We start from the raw sequence: 24,032 nt of genomic DNA on the forward strand, positions 1-24,032 counted from the left end.
GGGGCAGGCAGACCGCGCCGTCCGTACGAACAGGAGCTAGCGCCGGGTGGCGCGCATCCGGCCGAGCGCCGTGGAGGCCGCGATGATCAGCATGGTGACGATCAGCATCAGCGAGCCGATCACATTGATCTGCGCCGGGTAGGCGCGCTGCACCGAGCCGAAGATGAACATCGGGAAGGTCTCCCGCTGTCCGGCCGTGAACGCGGTGATGATGTAGTCGTCGACCGACAGCGCGAAGGAGAGCAGCGCCGCGGCGGCGATACCGGGGGCGACCAGCGGCAGGGTGACCTTCATAAAGGTCTGGGTCGGGGTGGCGTAGAGGTCCTGCGCCGCCCGCTCCAGGGTCGGGTCCATGCCGGCCAGCCGGGATTTGACCGTCACCACCACATAGCTGAGGCAGAACATCACATGCGCGATGGTGATGGTCCAGAAGCCCAGCGAGCCGGGGCCGATGGTGTTGAAGAACAGCGCGGTCAGGGTCGCGCCCATGACCACCTCGGGCGCCGCCATCGGCAGGAACAGCAGGGCGTTGATGCCTGACCTGGCCTTGAAGCGGTGCCGCACCATGGCGAAGGCGATCATCGTGCCGAGCAGGGTGGCGACCACGGTGGCGATGGCGCCGATCCGCAGCGACAGGCTCATGCTGGTACAGAGTTCCTGGGTGGCGCAGGGATGGGCCCAGGCATGCAGCGAGAACTTGTTCCAGACGTAGTCGTACTTGCCGATCGGCTGGTTGAACGACATCACCAGGATGACGAGGTTCGGCAGCAGCATGAAGACGAAGATCAGGGCGGTGAGGAAGCCGAGCAGGTGGTCGCTGATCCAGGCCAGCGGGCTGCGGCGGCGGATCACCGGCGCGGTCGGCCATTGTGCGGATTGAGTAGCCATCAGATCAGGTCCTCCGTACCGGCCTTGCGGATGTAACTCATCACCAGCACCAGGGTGCCGACCATCATCAGGACCGACATCGCCGAGCCGACCGGGTAGCCGTCGGTCTGGCGCAGGAAGAGGTTCTCGATGCTCTGGCCGACCACGCTGGTGTTGGGGTTCCCGAGCAGCTGGGCGTTGATGTAGTCGCCGATCGCCGGGATGAAGGTCAGCAGGGTGCCGCCGATCACCCCGGGCATGGACAGCGGGAGGGTGATCCGGCGCCAGGTCTGGAAGGTGCTGCAGTACAGGTCGTTGCCGGCCTCCAGCAGCCGGGCGTCGATCTTCTCCAGCGAGGTGTACAGCGGCAGGATCATGAACGGCAGGAAGTTGTAGACCATGCCGAACACCACCGCGCCGGGGCTGGCCAGCACCCGGTGCTCCACGGTGATGCCGAGGCTGCTGGTGACGCTGAGGATGTGCAGGTGGTCCAGCACCCGGACCACGATGCCGTGGTCGGCGAGGACCGTCTTCCAGGCGATGGTGCGGATCAGGAAGCTGGTGAAGGAGGGCACGATCACCAGGGCCATCAGCAGCGACTTCCACTTGCCGCCCTTGAAGGCGATGAAGTAGGCCACCGGGTAGCCGAGCGCCAGGCAGAGCACCGTGGTGGCCACGGAGTAGATGCCCGAGTGCAGGTACTGGTGCCAGAACGGGTGCAGCGCCGCCTTGTAGTTGGCCCAGTGCCAGGTGAGCTTGAAGCCGTCGTCGAAGTTGCCCTGCTGCACCGAGGCGGAGACCGAGCTGAAGATCGGCACCAGGAAGAACAGCACCAGCCAGAGCAGGCCGGGCAGCAGCAGCATCCAGGGCGTCAGGTTGCGGCGCGGCTTGCGGTCGGCCGGGGCCGGCGGCGCCGTGGGCTTGTCGAGCAGGGAGGTGGTCACGCGGCGCCCTCCTCGTCCAGGACCGCGCCCGCGTCGATGTCCTGGGTGCCGTCCAGGCCGAAGCCCTGGCTGGGGTCCCAGTGCACGACGACCTCGGTGCCGGGGCGCTGGATCGCGCGGCCGGTGTTCTGCTCGAAGACCGAGATCTCCTCACCCGAGGGCAGCTTGACCAGGTACTGGGTGGAGACCCCGATGAACGAGGCGTCGGAGACGGTGCCGCTGAGCGCGTTGTAGCCGCTGGGGACCTCCGCCTCGGTCGCCACCAGCTGGACCTTCTCCGGCCGCACGCCGAGGATGACCGCGCCGGACAGCGAGCGGCAGCGCTTGGCGTCCAGGGTGAGCCTGCGGCCCTGCGCGGAGACGGTGACCACGTCGCCGGTGGCCGACTCGACCGTGCCGGGGATCAGGTTGGACTGGCCCAGGAAGTTGGCGACAAAGGTGGTCAGCGGGTTCTCGTAGAGCTCGGCGGGGGAGCCCATCTGCTCGATCCGGCCCTGATTCATCACCGCGATGGTGTCGGCCATGGTCATGGCCTCCTCCTGGTCGTGGGTGACGTGCACGAAGGTCAGCCCGACCTCGGTCTGGATCCGCTTGAGCTCGATCTGCATCTGCCGGCGCAGCTTGAGGTCCAGCGCGCCCAGCGGCTCGTCCAGCAGCAGCACCTGGGGCTCGTTGATCAGGGCCCGGGCCAGCGCGATCCGCTGCTGCTGGCCGCCGGACAGCTGGCTGGGCTTGCGCTTGGCCAGGTGGCCCAGCTCGACCAGCTCCAGCATCGCCTCGACCTGCGGCTTGACGCTCTTGAAGCCGCGGCGGCGGAGGCCGAAGGCGACGTTCTCGAAGATGTCCAGGTGCGGGAACAGCGCGTAGTTCTGGAACACCGTGTTGACCGGGCGCCGGTACGGCTTGGTGTCGGTGACGTCCTTGTCGCCCAGGAAGATCTGGCCCGCCGTCGGGTCCTCCAGACCGGAGACCATCCGCAGCGTCGTCGTCTTGCCGCAGCCGGACGCGCCGAGCAGGGCGAAGAAGGAGCCCTGCGGGATGGTCAGATCGAGGTTGTCGACGGCCGTGAATGCGCCGAAGCGCTTGGTGAGGCCGGCCAGGCGCAGATCGCCGCCCTCGGTCCGGCCGAGTACGTCAGTGGAGCTCATCGAAAGTTCTTCCTTCGCGTCGATGAAAGGGGAGGCGTCCTTCGGCGGGACCGGCTACTGGCCGATGGTCTGCTGGAACCGGCTGGTGTAGTCGTTGAGTTGGGCGATGGTGAGCGCCATGAAACCGTGCGCCTTCGCCTCCATCTCCTTGGTGGGGACGATCAGCGGCGAGGACGCGGTGTCCGGGTCGAGCTGCTGCAGGGCGGCGACCGCGCCGTCCACCACGGGGACGTAGTCGATGTAGTCGTCGAGCGCCGCCGCCACGTCGGGCTGCAGGTAGTAGTTGAGCAGCTTCTCGGCATTGGTCTTGTGCCGGGCGAAGTTGGGGATCACACAGTTGTCGGACCAGGCCAGCAGCCCCTCCTTGGGGAGGTTCACGGTGACCAGGTAGTCGATCCCGAGCTGGGCCACGTCGCCGGAGTAGGCCATGGTCACGGCGGTGTTGCCGTTCTGGAAGTCGCTCAGGTAGTCGTTGCCGGTGAAGGCGCGGATCTGGCCGGAGCTCTTGGCCTTGCGGATGTACTCCAGCGCCTCGTTGAACTCGGCGTCGGTGAACTTCTCCGGGTCGTGGCCGAGGGCCAGCAGGGCCAGCGCCGCGGTGTCCTCCATCTCGCTGAACAGCGAGACCTTCCCGTGCAGGTCGGGCCGGGTGAAGATCTCGGCGACGGAGGTGATCGGCTGCTTCACCAGCTTGCTGTTGTACGCGATGGTGGTGAAGCCGTAGGCCCACGGGATCGAGAAGCGGCGGCCGGGGTCGGTCGGGTCCTTCAGGACGCTCGGCAGCATCTTGTCGTGGTTCGGGATGTTGGCGAGGTCCAGCTCCTGCAGGTAGTCGTACGTCCGGTACTTGGCCACCATGTAGTCGCTGACGACCATGATGTCGTAACCGGTGTCGATGCCCTTGACCAGGTACGGGTCGACCTTGGTGTAGAAGTCGTTGTTGTCGTTGATGATCTCCAGGTAGTCGACCTGGATGCCGCTCTCCTTGACGAAGGCGTCCAGGGTGGGCCGCTTGTCCGGATGCTTGTCGTCGATGTCGATGTAGGCCGGCCAGGTCGCCCAGACCACCTTCTTCTCGGTGTCCGAGTAGTCCTTGCCTGCCTGCCCGGTCGCCTTGGCGCCGGGCGGGACGACGTGGCCCTGGACCCCGCAGGCCGACAGCAGTCCGGCTCCGGCGACGGCCAGACCTCCTGCTGTGGCGCCGCGGAGCAGGGAGCGGCGGCTCATCGCGGCAGCAGACGAGCGGGCACGGGTGCGGTTGGCGAACCGTGCGAGGTCTTCGAAGCTGGGGCCGGTCATGGGGGAGGCGTGGCCTTTCTGCGACAAGTCAGGGAGGCGATGGGGTCAGAGATTAGGACTAAAACCTGCGCTTTCCAGGCTTGGAGGGGCGTTCGACAGCGGAATCGTTATCGTTCGGAGGAATTGGCAACGTGATCCGCATCACCGCTTACCCTGCGTCACAGGTCGTCCCGAGGGACAGATACAGCCTGTAAAAGACGCAACAGAAGGCTTGCAGGTATGACAGCGGTACCGCCGGGGCGGCGCGCGGGACAATCGGGCGTTCAGACCCGCGGCCGGGCGCCGCGGCCGGGTCGGGCGCGGCGCCCCGTACCGGGGCCCGAGACGGAGGCGCCGCCGGAGGCGCTGAAGAAGATCAGCGCCCCCAGCGGCATCGGGTGGACCCGCCGGCTGGTTCACAACCGTGGCGGCCATTCTCACCCCTGTCAGGTAAGCGGAAGGGAAGACTCCGTTCGACCTAGAGTCTCAACCCTCGCGCCACCCGGATCACCAGGCATTTCGTCAACCGTCCGTACGCCTCCTTGACACTCTGCCTACGTAGCGTTGACCTCAGCTGTGCCTGCGGACCTCGATCGTGCGGAACCGGGAGGCGACGAAGGCCGCGTCGCAGTAGGCCGAGTTGGCGGCCGGGTTGGCCCCGGTGCCGTGCAGGTCGGAGAAGGCGGCGGTCTGGTTGACGTAGACCTGGCCGGTGAGGTTCAGCGACAGCGACACCCCGGCGTCCAGGCAGGCGGCGACGACCGCGTGCTCCACCTCCGGCGAGGTGGTGTACGCCGAGGCGGTCATCGCCCCGCGCTCGCGCACGGTCTCGGCCAGCAGCTCCACGCCGCGGGCGGCGGAGTCCACCGCGACCAGGAAGGCCACCGGGCCGAAGCACTCCCCCGGCAGGGTGGCCTCGGCGCCGTCCAGCACCACCAGCGCCGGGGTGCGCACCACCGCGTCCGGCCAGTCCGGGACGGCGACCGGGCGCGGGGCCAGGGCCAGTTCGCCGAACTCGCCCTTCTCCGCCTGCTCGATCCGGCCCAGCACCCCCGGGTTCACGATCGCGCCGAGCAGCGCCGCCGCCCGGGCGTCGTCCCCGAGCAGCCGGTCCAGGGCCGCGGACAGGTCGGCGACGAACTCGCGGAAGGAGCGGTGGCCCTGGTCGGTGCCGATGCCCTCGCGCGGGACCAGCAGGTTCTGCGGGGTGGTGCACATCTGCCCGCTGTAGAGCGCCAGCGAGAAGGCGAGGTTGGCCAGCAGCCCGGCGTAGTCGTCGGTGGAGTCCACCAGCACCGTGTTGACCCCGGCCTTCTCGGTGTAGACCAGGGCCTGCCGGGCGTTGTCCTCCAGCCAGTCGCCGAACTCGGTGGAGCCGGTGTAGTCGATCACCCGGACCTGCGGGTGCAGCGCCAGCGTCTTCGCCAGTCCCTCGCCGGGCCGCTCGGCGGCGAGCAGCACCAGGTCCGGGCTGAACCCGGCCTCGGCCAGCACCTCGCGGGCGGCCGAGACGGTGAGCGCCAGCGGCAGCACCGCCCGCGGGTGCGGCTTGACCAGCACCGGGTTGCCGGTGGCCAGCGAGGCGAACAGGCCGGGGTAGCCGTTCCAGGTCGGGAAGGTGTTGCAGCCGATCAGCAGGGCGACCCCGCGCGGGACCGCGGTGAACTCCTTGACCATCTTCAGCGGGTCGCGCTTGCCCTGCGGCTTGGTCCACTCGGCGCTGGCCGGCAGCCGGGTCTGCTCGGCGTAGGCGCAGGCCACTGCCTCGAGGCCGCGGTCCTGCGCGTGCGGTCCGCCGGCCTGGAAGGCCATCCCGGGCGCCTGCCCGGTGGTGTGCATCACGGCGGTGCCGAACTCGGCCGAACGGGCGTTGATCCGGGCCAGGATCTCGAGGCAGACCGCCGCCCGCAGCAGCGGTCCGGCCGCCGCCCAGTCCGGCTGGGCCGCCCGGGCCGCGGCCACCAGCGCCGCCGGGTCGCCCGCGTGCGGATAGGCCACAGCCAGCTCGGGCCCGTACGGGGAGCGCTCGCCGCCGTCGGCGGAGCCGGGGCCGACCCGTCCGTCCGTCCCGGGCTGGTCGAGCAGCAGTTCCAGGCCCTGGAGCGGCTCCAGGGCGACGGGTTCGCCGTAGCCGCGCGGCGACTCCGGGTACGGGGACCAGTAGTCCCGGTCGGCCAGGGCGGCCAAGGCCCGGTCCAGAGTGGCCTGGTGACGGTCGATCAGCTCATGGGACAAGGTGACTCCTCGGTCGGTCCTGGCGGCGCTGCCAGAACCCAGACTAACCGAATGGTCGGTCGGTACAAGAGGAGCGCGCGGCCCGCGCGGCCCGGATCAGAGCTTCGCGATCGTCCGCTCCAGCGCCGCCAGCTCCTCCGCGTCCAGGGCCAGCATCCGGGCCGGCGGCCGGGCCAGGATCTCCTCCGCCACCGCCGCCGCGGCGGTCCCGGCGGCGGTGACGGTGACGATCTTGCTGCGCCGGTCCTCCGGGTGCACGCTGCGGACGACCAGGCCGCGCCGCTCCAGGTCGTCCACGATCAGCGTGGTGTACGGCTTGTCGGTGGTGAGCTTGGCGGTGAGCTCGCTCATCCGCATCGGCCCGGCGGCCAGCGCCCGCAGCGCCTTGCTGCGGCCGAAGCTCATGCCCAGCGCCTCGGCGACCTCGCCGCGCCGGTCGTCGCTCTCCAGGACCAGGTGGCGCATCACCGCGTAGACCCGGGTGGCGGCCTCCAGCCTGCTGTCCTGGTCGGCGTCCGTGTGCTCGTTCATGCGGCGACCGGTGTCCTGACGTCCTCGGGGGCGAGCTTGGCGGCGTTGCGGGCGGCCGTGCCCCTGGCCCAGGCGCCGGTGGTGAGGATACCGAGCGCCAGCACCACCAGGCCGCAGGCCACGTTGATCCACCAGCCGATGTGGCTGGCCTGGGTGAAGGCGGCGGGGGTGCTCGGCCCGTGCACCGAGGAGGTGACCACCGAGACGATCACCGCGACGCCCAGCGACTGCCCCACCTGGCGGCTGGTCGAGGCGACGGCGGCGGCCACCCCGGCCTGGCTGCGCGGCATCCCGGAGACCGCGGTGTTGGTGATCGGCGCGTTGAGCATCCCGAAGCCGAGACCGAAGATCAGGTAGGCGGCCATCAGCTGCCAGGTCGGGGTGGTCAGGCTGAGCCCGGTCAGGGTCAGCCCGCTCAGCGCCATCGCGATCCCGGCCACCACCAGCGGGATCCGCGGCCCGCGCGAGCCGACGATCCGTCCGGACAGCGGCCCGAAGACCACCGTCATCCCGGCCATCGGCAGGGTGAACAGGCCGGCCTTCAGCGCGCTGTAGCCGAGGGCGTTCTGCAGGTAGAGGGTGTTCAGGAAGAGGAAGCCGGCCAGCGAGGCGAAGCCGGAGACGGCGATGACGGTCGCCCCGGAGAACGGGACGCTGCGGAAGAACCGCAGGTCGATCAGGGGCTCCCGGCGGCGGGACTCGTAGACCACGAAGACCGCGGTGGCGGCCAGGCCGAGGCCGAAGCAGCCCAGGGTCTGGGCCGAGGTCCAGCCCGCGGCGGGGGCCTCGATGATGGCGTAGGTGATCGACGCCAGCAGGGTGATCACCAGCAGCTGGCCGACCGGGTCCACCCTGCGGGCCCTGGCGGCCTTGGACTCGGGGATGAAGCGTCCGGCCAGGACCAGCGCGGCGAGGCCGACCGGGATGTTGATCCAGAAGATCGACTGCCAGCCCACGGTGCCCACCAGCAGGCCGCCGACCACCGGGCCGAGCGCCATGCTGAAGCCGACCGTGCCGCCCCAGACGCCGATGGCGCGGGCCCGCTCGCGCGGGTCGGTGAAGGTGTTGGTGATGATCGACATGGCGACCGGGTTGAGCATCGAGCCGCCGACCGCCTGGATCATCCGGGCGGCGATCAGCCAGCCCAGGCTGGGGGAGAGGCTGCAGAGCAGCGAGCCCAGGGTGAACAGGGCCAGGCCGGTCTGGAAGGTGCGGCGCCGGCCCAGCCGGTCGCCGGTGGAGCCGGACAGCATCAGCAGGCTGGCCAGCACCAGGGTGTAGGCGTCGATGGTCCACTGCAGACCGGACACCGAGGCATGCAGGTCGTGCTGGATGGACGGCAGCGCCACATTCACGATGGTGTTGTCGAGGCCGACGATGAACAGGCTCATGCAGCAGATGCCGAGGACGAGGAAGCGCCGACGGACGCTGAGGGATGCTGCGCTGGTGTCCGGCACGAGGCCACTCCGGTCAGTAGTTTTACTTCTATAACTGTTATGACCATACAACTATCTCGGCAGGGTGCCAACCAGGCTCGCTACCGTTGCCCCGTGACCGCACTCACACCCATGCTCCCCGAGCACGCCGACGCCGTCCTGGCCGTCTACGGCCACGGCATCGCCACCGGGAACGCCACCTTCCAGACCGAGGTCCCGTCCTGGGAGGAGTTCTCGGCCGGCCGGCTGCCGCGGCACCGGCTGGTCGCCCTGGACCGGCCGGACGGCCCCGATCTGCTCGGATGGGCCGCGGTCAGCGCCGTCTCCACCCGCGAGGTCTACGCCGGAGTGGTCGAGGACGCTGTCTATGTGCACCCGGACGCCCGTGGCCGGGGCGTCGGCCGGCTGCTGCTGGCCGGGCTGCTGGCCTCCACCGAGGCAGCCGGGGTGTGGACCGTCCAGGCCGGGATCTTCCCCGAGAACGCCGCCAGCCTCGCCCTGCACCGGGCGCTCGGCTTCCGCGAGATCGGCGTGCGCGAGCGGATCGGCCGGCACCACGGGGTCTGGCGGGACGTCCTGCTGCTGGAACGGCGCAGCGCCGCGGTGGGGTGAGACCGTAGGCTTCCCGGCATGGTCGACAACTCCCGGACGCAACGGCGTGACAGCTACACCGTGGACACGCTGCTCGCGGTGACCGTGCGGGTCTTCAACGAGCGCGGCTACGACGGCACGTCCATGGAGGATCTCTCCCGCGCCGCCGGGATCACCAAGTCCTCGATCTACCACCACGTCCGGGGCAAGGAGGAGCTGCTCCGGCTCGCCGTCGGCCGGGCGCTGGACCACCTCTTCGCCATCCTGGACGAGCCCGGCGCCGCGAGCGGCCCGGCCGTGGACCGGCTGGAGCACGTGGTGCGGCGCACCACCGAGGTGCTGCTGCTGGAACTGCCCTACGTCACCCTGCTGCTGCGGGTGCGCGGCAACACCGGCACCGAGCTGTGGGCGCTGCAGCGGCGCCGGGAGTTCGACCAGCGGGTCTCCGACCTGCTGGCCGAGGCGGTCGGGGCCGGAGAGCTGCGGGCCGACGTGGAACCGCGGCTGGCCACCCGGCTGCTCTTCGGCATGATCAACTCGCTGGTGGAGTGGTACCGGGAGGACCCGGACGGCAGCGTCGCGGGCCCGGCCGTCCAGCACATCGCCGACGCGGTGACCACGCTGGCCTTCAGCGGCCTGCGGGCGGCGCCCCGGCGCTGACGGTCCTGCCGACCGGGGCCCACCGCCCCCGCGGACGGCGGCGCGAGGGCGGTCAGTCCGGCAGGACCGGCGTCCGGTCGGTCTCGTCGAAGACCAGCAGGGTGTGCGTGCCGAGCACCTCGGGGATGCTCTGGATCCGGTTCAGCACCAGCTCCCGCAGCGCCCGGTTGTCCACCGTGTGGACCAGCAGCAGCACGTCGAAGTCCCCGCTGACCAGCGCGATGTGCTCCACCCCCGGCAGCTCGAGCAGCTGCCCGCGGACCGAGCGCCAGGAGTTCTGCACGATCTTCAGGGTGATGTAGGCGGAGGCCCCCTGCCCGGCCCGCTCGTGGTCCACCCGCGCGGTGAACCCCCGGATCACCCCGTCCTCCACCATCCGGGCGATCCGGGCGTAGGCGTTGGCCCGGGAGACGTGCACCCGCTCGGCGACCGAGCGGATCGAGGCCCGGCCGTCCTGCTGCAGCAGCCGCAGGATGGCCCGGTCGATCCGGTCCAGCAGGCGCTGTCCGACCACGGACTCCCCCGCGGGCTTCGGCGGCTCGCCGGCCGCCCGGCCGCCCACCGGGGGCCGCGCCGAGGCAGCCCGCTGCCGGGCCCGCTCCGCCACCCAGTCGGCGGCCGGACCGCTCCGCAGCGCGGGCAGCGGCCTCCGGCGTGCCGAACGCGGTTCACCCGCTCCGGCCATCTGTTCAGCAGGCATGGTCCCCCGTCCTTCCCTGATGGACGTCCGGATTCCAGCACAGCGCTTACCCGGCCGTTTGTCCACCACTGGGCCGCGAGAGTAGCCGATTCGATCAAACAACCGAACAATCGGTAGGGAACACCTTGTTTTTCAAGCCCCGCCAGCACCTCTTCCACCCACCGACACCAGGAGGTGCCCCGTGACCGTGCTCGACCACTCCGCCGTGTCGACACCGCTCGCGTCCGTCTGGTCGCCCGAGTCGCACGGCCCCCGCCGCGACCCGGCACCGCTACTGCCCGAGGCCGAACCGGTCCGCGTCCTCGGCACCCCTGCCTTCGCCGAGCTCGCCGGACGCCCCGGCGGCCCGGAACTGCTGCGCGACCTCTACCGCCGCCTGGTCACCGGGCGCCGCTACAACCAGCAGGCCACCACCCTCACCAAGCAGGGCCGGCTCGCCGTCTACCCGGCCTCCACCGGCCAGGAGGCCTGCCAGGTCGCCGCCGCCACCGCGCTGCGCCGCACCGACTGGCTCTTCCCCAGCTACCGCGACACCCTCGCGGTGGTCTCCCGGGGGGTGGACCCGCTGGAGGCGCTCACCCTGCTCCGCGGCAACGCCCACAGCGGCTACGACCCCTTCGAGCACCGGGTCGCCCCGCTGTCCACGCCGCTGGCCACCCAGGCCCCGCACGCCGTCGGCCTGGCCCACGCGGCGAGGCTGCGCGGGGACGCCACCGTCGCCCTGGCCCTGGTCGGCGACGGCGGCACCAGCGAGGGCGACTTCCACGAGGCGCTGAACTTCGCCGGGGTGCTGAACGCGCCGGTGGTCTTCCTGGTGCAGAACAACGGCTATGCGATCTCGGTCCCGCTGGCCAAGCAGTCGGCGGCGCCGACCCTGGCCCACAAGGCCGTCGGCTACGGCATCCACGGACACCTGGTCGACGGCAATGACGCCGCCGCCGTGCACAGCGTCCTCAGCGAGGCCGTCGAGCACGCCCGCGCGGGGCTCGGCCCGGTCCTGGTCGAAGCCGTCACCTACCGGATCGAGGCGCACACCAACGCCGACGACGCCGGGCGCTACCGCAGCAGCGAGGAGGTCGCCGCCTGGCAGCAGCGCGACCCGCTGGCGCTGCTGGAACGCGAACTGCGGGCGGCCGGGCTGCTCACCGACCTGGACGTGCGGCAGGCCGCGGACGCCGCCGAGGCGCTGGCGGAACGGATGCGCACGGTGTTTCACGTGAAACCGGAACTGGACCCGATGTCGCTGTTCGCCCATGTCTACGCCGAGCCCACACCCCAACTGCGGGAGCAGGCAGCCCAATTGGCCGCCGAGCTGGCCGCCGGGGCGGAGACCTCATGACCAGCGTCGCCGCCCCGCCCCGCACCACCCTGGCCGCCGCCCTGAACGCAGGGCTGCGCGACTCCATGCGCGACGACCCGTCGGTCCACGTCCTGGGGGAGGACGTCGGCACCCTCGGCGGGGTCTTCCGGATCACCGACGGCCTGGCCGCCGAGTTCGGCAGCGAACGCTGCCTGGACACCCCGCTGGCCGAGGCCGGCATCCTCGGCACCGCGGTCGGCATGGCCATGTACGGGCTGCGGCCGGTCGTGGAGATGCAGTTCGACGCCTTCGCGTACCCGGCGTTCGAGCAACTGGTCAGCCATGTGGCCAAGATGCGCAACCGCACCGCGGGCGCGATGCCGCTGCCGATCACCATCCGCATCCCCTACGGCGGCGGCATCGGCGGCGTCGAGCACCACAGCGACTCCTCCGAGGCGTACTACGCGCACACCCCCGGCCTGCACGTGGTCACCCCCGCGACGGTCGCCGACGCCTACGGGCTGCTGCGCTCCGCCATCGCCTCGGACGACCCGGTGGTCTTCCTGGAGCCCAAGCGGCTGTACTGGTCCAAGGACGACTGGTCCGCGGACGCCCCCGCGCCGATCGAGCCGATCGGCCGGGCCGTGGTCCGCAGGACCGGGACCTCGGCGACGCTGCTCACCTACGGGCCCTCGCTGCCGGTCTGCCTGGAGGCCGCGGAGGCCGCCCGGGCCGAAGGCTGGGACCTCGCCGTGGTCGACCTGCGCAGCCTGGTGCCCTTCGACGACGAGACCGTCTGCGCGGCCGTCCGCGCCACCGGACGGGCCGTGGTCGTGCACGAGGCCGCCGGATTCGCCGGCATCGGCGCGGAGATCGCTGCTCGCGTCAGTGAGCGGTGCTTCCACCACCTCGCCGCACCGGTCCTGCGGGTCACCGGCTTCGACATCCCCTACCCGCCGCCGATGCTGGAACACCACCACCTGCCCGGGGTGGACCGCATCCTGGACGCGGTGGCTCGACTGCAGTGGGAGCAGTGACCGTGATGCCCTCCGTACGAGAGTTTCCGCTGCCCGACCTGGGCGAGGGCCTGACCTCGGCCGAGATCGTCCGCTGGCTGGTGGAGGTCGGGGACGTGATCGTGGTCGACCAGCCGGTCGCCGAGGTCGAGACCGCCAAGGCCGTGGTCGAGGTGCCCTGCCCGTACGCGGGCGTCGTCACCTCGCGGGCGGGGGAGGCCGGCACGGAGGTCCCGGTCGGCGCCGCGCTCGTCACCGTCGCGGTGGGTCCGGCGGCCGAGCCTGCGGGCGAGCCGGACCCGGGGACCGGGGCGGCGGCGGACACCGCCGAAGGCTCCGGCAACGTCCTGGTCGGCTACGGCACCACCGAGAGCACCGGCGCGAGGCGCCGCCGCGTCGTCCCGGGCTCGGCCACGGCCCCGGCGCCGCCCGCGCCAACTCCCGCTCCGGGTACGGCGACGGCTCGCGCGGCCTCGCCGGGGGCCGCGCCCGTTGCCTCCCCCGCCGCCGCGCGGGCGACCGCGCCGGCGGTGATCTCGCCGCTGGTGCGGCGGCTCGCGCGGGAGCACGGGATCGACCTCGCCGCCCTCACCGGCAGCGGCCCTGACGGCCTGATCATGCGTGCCGACGTCACCGCCGCGGCCACGGCGTCCGCGCCCATACCTACACCCGTGCCCCTGGAACAGGAAGACGTCACCCCGCTCCGCGGCACCGCGCGTCTCGCCGCCGAGACCTTCAGCCGCAGCCGCCGGGAGATCCCCGACGCCACCTGCTGGGTGGACGCCGACGCGACCGAGCTGCTCGCCGCCCGCCGCAGCCTCGACCTGGGCCTGCTCGCCCTCCTGGCAAGGATCTGCACGGCCGGGCTGGCCCAGTACCCGGAGCTCAACTCCAGTGTGGTGACCGGCCCGGACGGCGCCGCGACCGGCATCCGCCGGCACCGCGCGGTGCACCTAGGCTTCGCCGCGCAGACCCCGCGCGGCCTCGCCGTCCCGGTGGTGCACGACGCGCACCTGCTGAGCACGTCCGGCCTGGCCGCCGAGCTGGCCCGGCTCACCGCCGCCGCCCGCGAGGGCAGGCTCGCTCCCGCCGACCTCACCGGCGGGACCTTCACCCTCAACAACTACGGGGTGTTCGGCGTCGACGGCTCCACGCCGATCATCAACCACCCGGAGGCGGCGATGCTGGGGGTGGGCCGGATCGCGCCCAAACCGTGGGTGCACCAGGGGGAGTTGGCGGTGCGTCAGCTGGTCCAGCTGTCCTTCAGCTTCGACCACCGGGTGTGCGACGGCGCGGTCGCCGGGGCGTTCCTCCGCTTCGTCGCCGACGCGGTGGAGTCCCCCACCACCCTGCTGCGCCACCTCTGACAGCCGGTCGTCACCGCAGCACGAACCGCGGCAGCCCGTCCTCGTTGTGCCCGTCCCGGACGAATCCCGACCGGAGCAGCACGGCCTGCGAGGCGGTGTTGGCCGGATCGGTGTGCGCCTGCACCACGACCACCTCCGGGTCGGCCAGGGCGTAGGCGGTCAGCAGGCCCACCGCCTCGGTGGCGAAGCCGCGTCCGCGGGCGGACACGGCCAGGTCGTAGCCGATCTCGACCCGGCCGCCGCTCGGCGGGCCGTGGTAGCCGGCCCCGCCGAGCGCCGCGCCGTCCTCGCGCCTGATGATCGCGAACGCGCCCCAGCGGGGGTCGTAGGCCCCGGTCTCCGCGGCCTTCACGATCATCCCGCAGGCGTCCCTGGTCCCGTCGTAGGGGCCGCCGGGGGCCCAGGCGAATCCGCCGCTGCCGGTGCCCCGGGCCAACTCGGCCGCCGCGGCGGGGGTGATCACTCGCAGTTCGATCCGGTCGGTACACGGGAGGGAGGACGCGCCGGAAGCCATATGACCCCTCTGGGCAGGTTATGTACTGCTGACCGGCCCATCATGGCGGATCACCCCCCGCCCGCACAGCTGCTTTCCGCAGTTCGTTCGCCCACAGCCGCACCGGCCGCACCGGCACCCGCCCGCGCCGCTACAGCACGAACGCCTCGGCGCCGCCGGTCCCGGTCATCGGGCGGCCCGCGGCCTCCCACGCGTACATCCCGCCGTCCACGTTCACGGCCTCCCGGCCCTGGGCCACCAGGTACTGCACCACCTGGGCCGAGCGGCCACCGACCCGGCAGACCACGTACAGCTTCTCGTCCGGCAGCTCGCCGAGCCGGGCCGGCACCTCGTTCATCGGGATGTGCAGCGCGCCGTCGACATGGCCGGCGTCCCACTCGTCCTGCTCGCGGACGTCGAGCAGCGCGCCGGTGGCCGGTACGGAAGCGGCGTCCACGGTGGGGACGGCGGCGTGGGGCATGGGTCTCTCCAAACGGTGAGGTCAACAACGAGGTCGGTGTGCTGCTGCCAAGTATGGAACGCAAGTGTGGAACGTCGGGGGGAGGTCAGAACGCGCCGACCAGCCGGTCCAGCTCGGCCTGCCGGGTGGCGACCGATTCGAGCAGCTGCTCCGCGAGCACCTCGAGCAGGGCGTCCGGGTCGTCCGGCAGCAGCATCAGCAGCTGGCCCATCGGGCTGTCGACGAGCTCGGCCCTGGTCGCCTCGATCCGGTGCAGCCGGGCGGTCAGCCAGTCCAGGCGCTGCCGCAGCCAGGCCACCCGCTCCGGGGTGCCGCCGGCCGGGGCCCCGTTGTCGCCGGTCTCCCCGGCCCACTCCTCGGCGAGCGCCGCCAGCGCGAGTACGTCGCCGCGGGCGTAGGCCTCGTTGACCCGGGCGATGAAGGCGCCGCGGAGCTGCTGCTCGGCCGGGTCCTGGGCCAGGTCGGGGTGGGCCCGGCGGGCCAGGTCGCGGAAGAGCCGCTGGGCCTCCTTGTCGGGCCGGATCCGCTGCGGGGCCTGCGGGATGACCGGCTGCTCGGTCTCCGCGCCGTCCTCGCCGGACGCCGCGTCGGCCTCGGCGAAGAAGGCCTCCAGATCCGGCATCGGCTCCACGATGTTGCGGGCCTCGAAGGCCCGCCTGATGTCCTCGGGGTCGCCCGTCTGCGCGGCCGTGGCCTCGGCGATCAGCGCGTCCAGCTCGTCCAGGCGCACGTACATGGGGCCGAGCCGCTGATGGTGCACCAGCGCGAAGTTGTCGAGCTCCACCCGCAGGGTCTCGACCTCGACCTCGGCGTCGACCCACTGCGCCTCGGTGCGCGCGATCTGCTCCTCGAGCAGCTGCTCGTCGGGGTCGATCCACCGGACCGGGGTGTCGGCAGCCATGTCAACCTCAATGCTTGTCGTTTGTACCGCGTGTCCGCCCCGTCACCCTACTGGCCCCACGGCGGCGACCGAGGGCGCACACTAGGGCGTGCGAGCCCGCGCACGCTACTGGTCACCTCAAATGTTCTCCGATGTCAGGCAACGGAGGCACGTTTCGTGCTTGCCTGGGGTACTCCCTACCTTGAATACCTTGAGGTGCGGCGCAGAACGATCAGCAGTGGGAGCTGAGAGAGGTGAATATGGCGGAAGAGTCCTTCGCGGCTTCCGGGCGAGGGCGGCCTGACCCTGCTCCGAACCCCCCTGCCCAGGATTCCACCGTGCCCACCGCCGCCGCTCCGCTCTCGGCGCCGTCCGGTGTGGTGGCCGTGGTCCGCCTCGCCGTGCTGATGGTGGACCCGGACGGGCGGCTGAGCCACTGGAACCGCGCCGCAGAGGAGGTCTTCGGCCACCGCCGCGACGATGTCTTCGACCGCCCCGCCTCCGGTCTGCTGCCGCTGGCCCGCGGCTCCGCCCCGCACCCGACCGGCAGCGCCGCCGCACCGGCGTCCCCGGCCGAGGGCCGGCTCGGCGACGCGCTGGACCACCTGGACGACCTCACCGCCTACACCCCGTCCTGGACCGGGGAGTTGCAGGTCACCGACCGGGACGGGCGGACCGTCGAGGTCCTGTGCTGGACCTACCGCCTGGTCGAGCCCAACGGCCGCAGCCTGCTGGTGCTGGCGGCCGACGCCAGGCCGCTGCGCGAGGCGGGTCCGCGGATCGCGCTCGGCGACCAGTTCCTCCCCTACGCCGCGGCCGGCGCCTCCGGGCAGCCCGCCGTCAGCATCCTCCCGGTGCAGACCGCCACGACCGGGGCCGCCGACGTGCAGCGCACCGCGCAGCGGCTCTCGGTGATCCTGCCCAGGTCCGCCGAGGACCGGCGGGCCCGGCTGATCGGCCAGCTGCTCGCGGCCGGGGCCCCGGCCCTGCTGGTGAACGGCACGATCCGGCTGCCGGTGCTGCCGCACGAGCTCCCGGACGGCTCGCCGCTGCCCGGCTGCGCCGACCTGCCCGCGCCCGACCGGTCCGGCGCGGACGCCACCGTCCAGGACGACGGCCGGGACTCCGACAACCGGGGCGCCGGGCGGGACGCGATCGTCGACTACGCCAAGAACCGTCCGGACGCCTCCTCCGGCGGCTGGGCCGGCGGCCTGCTGCCGACGGCCAGGAACGAGCACCCACAGGCCCTCTCGCCGACCGCGCGCCGCCGCCCGGGCTTCGAGGAGGGCCCGTTCAGCGGGCCGCCGACGGTCCCCACGCTGACCCTGCCGCCGGGTCTGGCGTCCGGGGCCGGCTTCACCGCGGCGACCGCCGTGCCGCTGCCGCTGACCCTGCCGGCCAATGAGCAGCTGCGGCTGCTCAGCCACGCCGGCGCGCGGATCGGCACCACCCTGGACCTGGATGTGACGGTCCATGAGCTGTGCCAGGTCGTGGTCCCCGGCATCGCCGACTTCGCCTGCGTGGACCTGCGGGACCGGCTGATCGTCGACACCGAGCTGCCCCGGGACCGCCCCGACGACGAGACCCAACTGCGGCGAGTGGCACGGGCGTTCAGCGAGTCGCTGGCCGGCTGGGAGCACCAGGTGCACGAGGGCAGCCTGTTCCAGCTGTCCGGGGACACCCCGTCCGGGATGGCGCTGCAGACCAACCAGCCGGTGCTGGTCCCGCTGGTGGACGACGTGGTGGCGGAGCAGTGCGCGACCGGACGCGGCAACGCCGCGCTGGCGCCGCTGTTCGCCGGGCGGTCGATGCTGACCCTGCCGCTGGCGGCGCGCGGCACCGTGCTCGGGATCCTGACGCTGCTCCGCAGCGCCGACCACCCCCCGTTCGACGAGACGGACGCGGCGTACCTGCGCGAGCTGGCGGCCCGTGCGGCGCTGTCGATCGACAACGCCCGGCTGCACCGGATGGAGGCGAAGACCGCGCTGACGCTGCAGCGCAGCATGCTGCCGAACCGTCCGCCGAAGATCCCCGGGGTGCTGATCGCGCACCGCTACATCCCCGGCGACCGCCGCGCCGAGGTCGGCGGGGACTGGTTCGACGCGATCCAACTGCCGGGCAGCCGGGTCGCGCTGGTGGTCGGCGACGTGATGGGCCACGGCCTGCACTCGGCGGTGGCGATGGGCCGGTTCCGCACCGCGATGCAGACCCTGGCCGCGCTGGACCTGCCGCCGGGCCAGATCCTGCGGCACCTGGACAACCTCTCCCAGCGCCTCGGCGACGACCACCTGGCCACCTGCCTCTACGCGGTCTACGACCCGATCGCCCGGACCTGCACCCTGGCCAGCGCGGGCCACGTACCGCCGGTGCTGGTGCACCCGGACGGCCGGGGCGAACTGCTGGACCTGCCCTCGGGCGCGCCGATCGGCGTGGGCGGGGTGCCGTTCGCCTCCCGCGAGATCAAGGTCTCCGACGGCAGCATGCTGGTGCTCTGCACCGACGGCCTGGTGGAGATGCGCGGCGGCGACATAGGGGACGGCCTGGCCGCGCTCTGCGGCGACATCGTGGACCCGCGGCGCAGCCCGGACGAGGTCTGCGACACGGTGCTGGAGCGGCTGCACACCGACGACCGCAATGACGACCTGGCGCTGCTGATCGCGCGCTTCGACGGCATCCCGCCGCAGGACGTGATGTCCTGGTCGCTGCAGCTGGACCCCACCGAGGTGCAGCGGGCCCGGCGGATGGTGCGCGAGCAGTTGCTGCAGTGGGGCCTGGACGAACTCGCCGAGACGGCGGCGCTGCTGGTCAGCGAGCTGGTGACCAATGCGCTGCGGGTGGCAAGGGACCGGGTCGAGCTGCAGCTGATGCGGGTCGGCAAGCTGCTGGTCGAGGTCAGCGACGACGACCACAACCTGCCCTCGCTGGAGCCCTCCGAGGCGCTGGACGAGGACGGCCGGGGGCTCGGCCTGGTCAGCAGCCTGTCGGCGCGCTGGGGGACCAGCCGCAAGGCGGTCGGCAAGGTGGTCTGGTTCGAACTTCCGCTGCCGCACCGTTCCTGAGCGGTTCGGACGGGACATCTGCCGGTTTTGGTTGTATTGTACAACCAAAGAAGGAGCCTCCCTTGTCCGAGCCCACCCGCTCAGCGTCCATCGACGCCATCCAGCGCGAACTCACCGCCGTGGCCCGGCGCGCCCGCGCGCTGGCCTTCAGCATCCATCCGAGCCTGACCCTGGTCACCTACACCCTGCTGGACCACCTGCACGAACGCGGCGGCTGTCGCGGCACCGACCTGGCCGCGCACTTCATGCTGGACAAGTCCACGGTCAGCCGGCAGATCGCGGCGCTGGAGAAACTCGGCCTGGTCGAGCGCACCGCCGACCCGGAGGACCTGCGCGGCCAGATCATCCGCGCCTCCGCGGCCGGCGAGCAACTGCTGTGCGGCGTCCGCGAGCAGCGCCACGCGGCCTTCCTGGAACGCCTCGGCGACTGGCCCGACGACGACCTGGAGCGCTTCTCGACCTACCTCGCCCGCTACAACGCCCGCATCTGAGCGGTGACCTGCGGAGCTTGACACCATCGGAGCGGTGGCACATCGTATTCCCAACGATCGCGATGTATCGCGTTACTTGGGGGATACACACAATGAACTTCGCCCGGCGGCTCGCCGCCCTACCCTGCGGACGACGCGGCAAATGGGTCGTCCTCGTCTCGTGGGTCATCCTGTTGCTGGTCCTGGCACCGCTCGCCGGGAAGCTCACCAACGCCGAGGACAACCAGGCGTCGAGCTGGCTGCCGGGGAGCGCCGAGTCGACCAAGGTCCTCAACCTGGAGACCCAGTTCTCCTCCACCCAGACCGCGCCGACCGTGGTCCTCTACACCCGCGACGGCGGCATCACCGCCGCCGACCGGGCCAAGGCCACCGCCGACGCCGCCGCGTTCGCCTCCGCGCCGAACGTCAAGGGCGCCATCGAGGGCCCGATCCCGTCCCAGGACGGCAAGGCGCTGCAGACCGTGGTGCCGGTCGACACCAGCGGCGGCTGGAACGCCCTCACCCCGGCGGTGGACTCGCTCCGCGCCACCGCGACCAAGGACGACCCCGGCCTCGCCGTCCACATCACCGGTCCGGGCGGGGTCGGCGCCGACCAGAGCAAGGCCTTCGCCGGGATCGACGGCACCCTGCTCTACGCCACCGTCGGCATCGTGATCGTGCTGCTGCTGCTCACCTACCGCAGCCCCACCCTGTGGATCCTGCCGCTGATGTCCTCCGGGCTGGCCCTGACCGCCTCCGAAGCGGTCATCTACCTGCTGGTCAAACACGCCGGACTGACCGTCAACGCGCAGAGCGCGGGCATCCTGCTGGTGCTGGTGATCGGCGCCGGGACGGACTACGCGCTGCTGCTGGTCGCCCGCTACCGGGAGGAGCTGCGACGGCACGAGGACCGGCACGAGGCGATGGCCGAGGCCCTGCACCGGGCCGGACCCGCGATCCTGGCCAGCGCCGCGACCGTCGCCATCAGCATGCTCTGCCTGCTGTTCGCGGAGATGAACTCCACCAGCGGGCTCGGCCCGGTCTGCGCCATCGGCATCGTGGTCGCCCTGGCCGCCATGCTGACCCTGCTCCCGGCCCTGCTGGTGATCTGCGGACGCTGGGTGTTCTGGCCGGTCAAGCCCGCCTTCGGGACCGCCGAGCCGACAGAGAGCGGCGTCTGGTCCCGGGTCGGCGGCGGCATCTCGCGCCGCCCCCGGCTGGTCTGGATCGGCACCACGCTGGCCCTCGGCGCCCTGGCGCTGGGCATGTTCAGCCTCAAGGCGGACGGCCTGTCCACCGCGGGATCCTTCACCGGCAAGCCGGACTCGGTGGTCGGCCAGACCGTGCTGGCCCAGCACTTCCCGGCCGGGGCCGGCTCACCGGTGGTCGTGATCAGCTCCGCCTCCGGCGCGGACGCGGCGGCGCAGGCGCTGAAGAGCGTCCCCGGCATCGCCTCGACCACCCCGCCGGTGGTCAAGGGCGACCACGCCTACCTCACCGGCACCCTCTCCTCCGCCCCCGACAGCAAGGCGGCGCAGGACACCGTGGACCGGGTCAGGACCGCCGAGCACGCCGTGCCCGGCGCCCAGGCCCTGGTCGGCGGCAATACCGCGGTGCAGTTGGACACCGAACGGGCGTCCCGGCACGACAGCTTCGTGATCATCCCGATCGTGCTGCTGGTGGTGCTGCTGATCCTGGCGCTGCTGCTGCGGGCCGTGGTCGCGCCGCTGCTGCTGATCGCCACCGTGGTGCTCTCCTACGCCTCGGCGCTGGGGATCAGCTCGCTGGCCTTCACCCACCTGTTCCACTTCGAGGGCGAGGACAGCTCGTTCCCGCTGTTCGTCTTCGTCTTCCTGGTCGCGCTGGGCATCGACTACAACATCTTCCTGATGACCCGGGTCAGGGAGGAGTCGGCGCACCGCGGCACCCGCGGCGGCGCGCTGGCCGGACTCGCCGCGACCGGCGGGGTGATCACCTCCGCCGGGCTGATCCTGGCCAGCACCTTCGGGGTGCTGGGCACGCTGCCGGTGGTGGGCTTCGCCGAGATCGGCTTCGCGGTCTGCCTCGGCGTCCTGCTGGACACCCTGGTGGTCCGCTCGATCCTGGTCACCGCGCTGACCATGGACATCGACCGGCACCTCTGGTGGCCCAGCGCGCTCAGCAAGGTCACCGCCCCGGCCACGCCCCCCGCCGCCCGCGGCGGGCAGCTGACCCAGGACCAGCAGACCGGCAGCAGGGCCTGACCGTGCGCCAGGGCCCGGCCGCACGCCGGGTCCTGGCCGCACGCCGGGGCCTGGCCGCGCAGCCCCCGCACGAGGTACGGCCCGCCGACTCCGCGTCGGCGGGCCGTACGCTTTCCGGGACCACGACGTCCTGATCAAGGAGCACCATGCCGATCATCCAGGTCAAGCAGCTCGCCGGGCGCAGCGAGGAGCAGAAGCGCGCCCTCGCCCGCGAGCTCACCGACGCCTACGTCCGGGTGACCGGCATCAAGCCCGAGTCGGTCTGGGTCACCATCGACGAGCTCCCGGCCGAGAACTGGGCCATCGGCGGCGAACTGATCGCCGACCGCTGACCCGGTGACCCGCCGACCCCGGGTGCGCCCGAGTAGGTGCCTGTGACCGGGATCACGGGAACCCGGGACCCCGCGGGCGACAGCTATCCCGGTGTGGACACCACCCTGCGATCCCGCGTGCGTTCGGGCGACCCGGACGCGTTCGGGGAGCTCTTCGACGCCTACCACCATGCCGTCTACAACCACGCCTTCCGGCTGACCGGCGACTGGTCCGCGGCCGAGGACGTGATGGCGCTGACCTTCCTGGAGGCCTGGCGGCTGCGCGCACGCGTCGACCCCGACGGCGGCTCGCTGCGGCCCTGGCTGCTCGGCGTCGCCACCAACACCGCCCGCAACACCAACCGCACCGCCCGCCGGCACCGCGCCGTACTGGGCCGGATGCCGCGCGGCGAGACCACGGTCCCCGACTTCGCCGAGGACAGCGCCGGGCGCGTGGACGACGCGGTCCGGCTCGCCGCGATCCAGCGCTCGCTGCGCGGCCTGCGCCGCCAGGAACGCGAGGTGCTGGCGCTCTGCGTCTGGTCCGGACTCGGCTACGCCGAGGCCGCCGAGGCACTCGGCCTGCCGGTCGGCACCGTCCGCTCCCGGCTCTCCCGGGCCCGGGCCAAACTGCGCAGGCTCACCGAGGAAACGCTGCGCCGGGACCGGGAACCGGCCGCCGCACCGCGACAGGTAGAAGGAGACCGCGCACCCGCGGTCCGGTCCACCCAGGAGGCCCACCGATGAACGCCACCGAGCCCCGGCCCGAACGGGCCGCGCGCGAGGAACTGGCCCGGCTGCTGCCGGTCCCGGCTGAACGGGACCTGCCGACCGACCGCAGCACACTCCACCGGGAGAACCTGATGCGCCACTTCACCTCCGACGCGCCCGCGGCGGCCCCCGTCCCCGCCGACCCGCAGGCCGGCCCGTCCGCAGACCCGTCCGCCGGGCCGTCCGCAGGCCCGTCCACCGACCGGCACGTCGACCGGTACGCCCCGCGGCCCAGGCCCCGCCGCCCGCTGCTGCTGCGCCCGGCGCTGCTCGCCCCGCTGGTCGCCGCCGCCCTGGTCGGCGCGCTCGCGGTCGGCGCCCACCAGCACTCCGCCGCCGACCACAGCAGCACCCAGGCCGCCGGAGCCGTCCCCGACCCGGTGATCGCCGTACTGCCCGGCAGCACGGCCGGCCTGAGCAGCACCCTCGGCCGGATCGCCGACGCCGCGTCCGTCCAGCCGGTGTTCACCGTGAAGCCGGACCAGTACGTCTATACGAAGACCGTGTCGCAGTTCGCCGGAGCGTCCCAGGAGAAGACCTTCGACTCGCCCTGGGTGATGTATCCGGTGACGCACCGTGAGACCTGGTACAGCCAGCGCCCCGGCACCGAGGACAGCTTCTACCGCGAGAACGGCCAGGACGTCACCCTGCACGCGGATTCCAGCACGGTCGGCATCAACAATCCCACCTACGCCTGGACGGCCGCGCTGCCGACCGACCCGGCCGCGCTGCTCGCCGAGGTCTACGCCGACACCAGGGACAGCGGCACCGCCGAATCGTCCGGTCCGGACCAGGCCGCCTTCGCCGCGATCGGCGAGTTGCTCGGCGACTCGGTGATGCCGCCGAAGGTCGAGGCCGCGCTCTACCGCGCCGTCGCCCGGATCCCCGGCGTGGTCCTGCTGCCCGACGCGGTGGACGCGGCCGGACGCCACGGCATCGGCGTGGCCAGGGTCGACAACCACAGCAGCGAGCGCAGCGAGTGGATCTTCGACAAGGACTCCCTGCGCTACCTCGGCGAGCGCGACTACCTGGTCCACGACACCGTCAACGGCAAGGCCGGGATGCTGATCGGCGTCAGCGCGGTGCTGGCCCGTGGCGTCGCCGACACCAAGGGCGGGGCGCCCGTGGCCACCGAGTAGCCGCGGACGGTTTCCGGGGCGCGAACGCCCGGGATACGGTCAACGGCGGGCATAACGGTTGCGAACGGATCATGCGTCAGTCCTTATCGCCCGCCGTGCCGCTGTGCCACTC

22 protein-coding genes are annotated in these 24,032 nt (G+C 72.1%); 11 read left to right on the forward strand and 11 right to left on the reverse strand.

Going from position 1 to position 24,032, the window contains the following annotated elements; genetic code table 11:
* Window positions 1-36: 36 nt before the first annotated feature.
* The 7 genes from ACEZDG_RS13495 to ACEZDG_RS13525 all read right to left on the reverse strand — a co-directional run bounded on the left by ACEZDG_RS13495 (window position 37) and on the right by ACEZDG_RS13525 (window position 8,460).
* Window positions 37-888: an ABC transporter permease gene (locus ACEZDG_RS13495; RefSeq protein WP_380507653.1), complete on the reverse strand. Its 852-nt coding sequence runs from the start codon at window positions 886-888 to the stop codon at window positions 37-39.
* Window positions 888-1,811 (reverse strand): ABC transporter permease, encoded by a 924-nt coding sequence (locus ACEZDG_RS13500; RefSeq protein ID WP_380507656.1) that lies wholly within the window; start codon window positions 1,809-1,811, stop codon window positions 888-890. Before ACEZDG_RS13500 ends, ACEZDG_RS13495 begins: the two co-directional genes overlap by 1 nt.
* A complete protein-coding gene (locus tag ACEZDG_RS13505; protein ID WP_380507659.1) occupies window positions 1,808-2,959 on the reverse strand; it encodes an ABC transporter ATP-binding protein in 1,152 nt (383 codons plus the stop codon). Before ACEZDG_RS13505 ends, ACEZDG_RS13500 begins: the two co-directional genes overlap by 4 nt.
* Window positions 2,960-3,013: 54 nt before the next feature.
* Complete coding sequence (locus ACEZDG_RS13510) at window positions 3,014-4,258, reverse strand: ABC transporter substrate-binding protein (protein ID WP_380507662.1); 1,245 nt, start codon at window positions 4,256-4,258, stop codon at window positions 3,014-3,016.
* A 549-nt stretch (window positions 4,259-4,807) separates the two neighbouring features.
* A complete protein-coding gene (gene paaN / locus ACEZDG_RS13515) occupies window positions 4,808-6,472 on the reverse strand; it encodes a phenylacetic acid degradation protein PaaN (RefSeq protein WP_380507665.1) in 1,665 nt (554 codons plus the stop codon).
* 96 nt (window positions 6,473-6,568) lie between these two features.
* Complete coding sequence (locus tag ACEZDG_RS13520; RefSeq protein ID WP_380507668.1) at window positions 6,569-7,003, reverse strand: MarR family winged helix-turn-helix transcriptional regulator; 435 nt, start codon at window positions 7,001-7,003, stop codon at window positions 6,569-6,571.
* The gene (locus ACEZDG_RS13525) at window positions 7,000-8,460 is read right to left on the reverse strand and encodes an MFS transporter (protein WP_380507671.1); all 1,461 of its coding nucleotides are present in this window, start codon (window positions 8,458-8,460) and stop codon (window positions 7,000-7,002) included. The genes ACEZDG_RS13520 and ACEZDG_RS13525 overlap by 4 nt, the downstream gene beginning before the upstream one ends.
* 111 nt (window positions 8,461-8,571) lie before the next feature.
* Here ACEZDG_RS13525 and ACEZDG_RS13530 point away from each other — a divergent pair, with 111 nt between their 5' ends.
* Both ACEZDG_RS13530 and ACEZDG_RS13535 read left to right on the forward strand, forming a co-directional pair.
* Window positions 8,572-9,051 carry a GNAT family N-acetyltransferase gene (locus ACEZDG_RS13530; protein WP_380508533.1) on the forward strand — a complete coding sequence of 160 codons (480 nt, stop codon included), beginning with the start codon at window positions 8,572-8,574 and terminating at the stop codon, window positions 9,049-9,051.
* 18 nt (window positions 9,052-9,069) lie between these two features.
* Window positions 9,070-9,690: a TetR/AcrR family transcriptional regulator gene (locus ACEZDG_RS13535; protein ID WP_380507674.1), complete on the forward strand. Its 621-nt coding sequence runs from the start codon at window positions 9,070-9,072 to the stop codon at window positions 9,688-9,690.
* 52 nt (window positions 9,691-9,742) lie between these two features.
* Here the strand turns inward: ACEZDG_RS13535 and ACEZDG_RS13540 are convergent, their stop codons facing one another.
* The gene (locus ACEZDG_RS13540) at window positions 9,743-10,390 is read right to left on the reverse strand and encodes an Lrp/AsnC family transcriptional regulator (protein WP_380507677.1); all 648 of its coding nucleotides are present in this window, start codon (window positions 10,388-10,390) and stop codon (window positions 9,743-9,745) included.
* A gap of 205 nt (window positions 10,391-10,595) precedes the next feature.
* On the opposite strand from ACEZDG_RS13540, the gene ACEZDG_RS13545 reads away from it, so the two are divergent.
* The 3 genes from ACEZDG_RS13545 to ACEZDG_RS13555 are packed head-to-tail and all read left to right on the forward strand — an operon-like array spanning window position 10,596 to window position 14,073.
* Entirely contained in the window at window positions 10,596-11,729 is a 1,134-nt protein-coding gene (locus ACEZDG_RS13545) for a thiamine pyrophosphate-dependent dehydrogenase E1 component subunit alpha (RefSeq protein WP_380508536.1), read from the forward strand.
* The gene (locus tag ACEZDG_RS13550) at window positions 11,726-12,727 is read left to right on the forward strand and encodes an alpha-ketoacid dehydrogenase subunit beta (protein ID WP_380507680.1); all 1,002 of its coding nucleotides are present in this window, start codon (window positions 11,726-11,728) and stop codon (window positions 12,725-12,727) included. Before ACEZDG_RS13545 ends, ACEZDG_RS13550 begins: the two co-directional genes overlap by 4 nt.
* Before the next feature lie 5 nt (window positions 12,728-12,732).
* On the forward strand, window positions 12,733-14,073 hold the full coding sequence (locus ACEZDG_RS13555; RefSeq protein ID WP_380507685.1) for a dihydrolipoamide acetyltransferase family protein: 1,341 nt from the start codon (window positions 12,733-12,735) through the stop codon (window positions 14,071-14,073).
* 10 nt (window positions 14,074-14,083) lie between these two features.
* On the opposite strand, the gene ACEZDG_RS13560 is transcribed toward ACEZDG_RS13555, so the two are convergent.
* The 3 genes from ACEZDG_RS13560 to ACEZDG_RS13570 form a co-directional block, all read right to left on the reverse strand.
* On the reverse strand, window positions 14,084-14,587 hold the full coding sequence (locus ACEZDG_RS13560; RefSeq protein WP_380507688.1) for a GNAT family N-acetyltransferase: 504 nt from the start codon (window positions 14,585-14,587) through the stop codon (window positions 14,084-14,086).
* A gap of 130 nt (window positions 14,588-14,717) precedes the next feature.
* Window positions 14,718-15,047 carry a rhodanese-like domain-containing protein gene (locus ACEZDG_RS13565; protein WP_380507691.1) on the reverse strand — a complete coding sequence of 110 codons (330 nt, stop codon included), beginning with the start codon at window positions 15,045-15,047 and terminating at the stop codon, window positions 14,718-14,720.
* Between the two features lie 85 nt (window positions 15,048-15,132).
* On the reverse strand, window positions 15,133-15,948 hold the full coding sequence (locus ACEZDG_RS13570; RefSeq protein ID WP_380507693.1) for a hypothetical protein: 816 nt from the start codon (window positions 15,946-15,948) through the stop codon (window positions 15,133-15,135).
* A 317-nt stretch (window positions 15,949-16,265) separates the two neighbouring features.
* Here ACEZDG_RS13570 and ACEZDG_RS13575 point away from each other — a divergent pair, with 317 nt between their 5' ends.
* From ACEZDG_RS13575 to ACEZDG_RS13600, 6 genes are all read left to right on the forward strand, one after another.
* The gene (locus ACEZDG_RS13575) at window positions 16,266-18,986 is read left to right on the forward strand and encodes an ATP-binding SpoIIE family protein phosphatase (RefSeq protein ID WP_380507696.1); all 2,721 of its coding nucleotides are present in this window, start codon (window positions 16,266-16,268) and stop codon (window positions 18,984-18,986) included.
* Between the two features lie 62 nt (window positions 18,987-19,048).
* On the forward strand, window positions 19,049-19,477 hold the full coding sequence (locus ACEZDG_RS13580; RefSeq protein ID WP_380507699.1) for a MarR family winged helix-turn-helix transcriptional regulator: 429 nt from the start codon (window positions 19,049-19,051) through the stop codon (window positions 19,475-19,477).
* A gap of 92 nt (window positions 19,478-19,569) precedes the next feature.
* On the forward strand, window positions 19,570-21,699 hold the full coding sequence (locus tag ACEZDG_RS13585) for an MMPL family transporter (protein ID WP_380507702.1): 2,130 nt from the start codon (window positions 19,570-19,572) through the stop codon (window positions 21,697-21,699).
* A gap of 146 nt (window positions 21,700-21,845) precedes the next feature.
* On the forward strand, window positions 21,846-22,031 hold the full coding sequence (locus tag ACEZDG_RS13590) for a 2-hydroxymuconate tautomerase (RefSeq protein WP_380507705.1): 186 nt from the start codon (window positions 21,846-21,848) through the stop codon (window positions 22,029-22,031).
* A gap of 93 nt (window positions 22,032-22,124) precedes the next feature.
* Window positions 22,125-22,757 carry an RNA polymerase sigma factor gene (locus tag ACEZDG_RS13595; protein WP_380508539.1) on the forward strand — a complete coding sequence of 211 codons (633 nt, stop codon included), beginning with the start codon at window positions 22,125-22,127 and terminating at the stop codon, window positions 22,755-22,757.
* On the forward strand, window positions 22,754-23,920 hold the full coding sequence (locus ACEZDG_RS13600) for a CU044_5270 family protein (protein ID WP_380507708.1): 1,167 nt from the start codon (window positions 22,754-22,756) through the stop codon (window positions 23,918-23,920). The genes ACEZDG_RS13595 and ACEZDG_RS13600 overlap by 4 nt, the downstream gene beginning before the upstream one ends.
* Window positions 23,921-24,032: the final 112 nt, after the last annotated feature.

Source organism: Streptacidiphilus alkalitolerans (genome assembly GCF_042511045.1).
GTDB classification, from domain to species: Bacteria; Actinomycetota; Actinomycetes; order Streptomycetales; family Streptomycetaceae; genus Streptacidiphilus; species Streptacidiphilus alkalitolerans.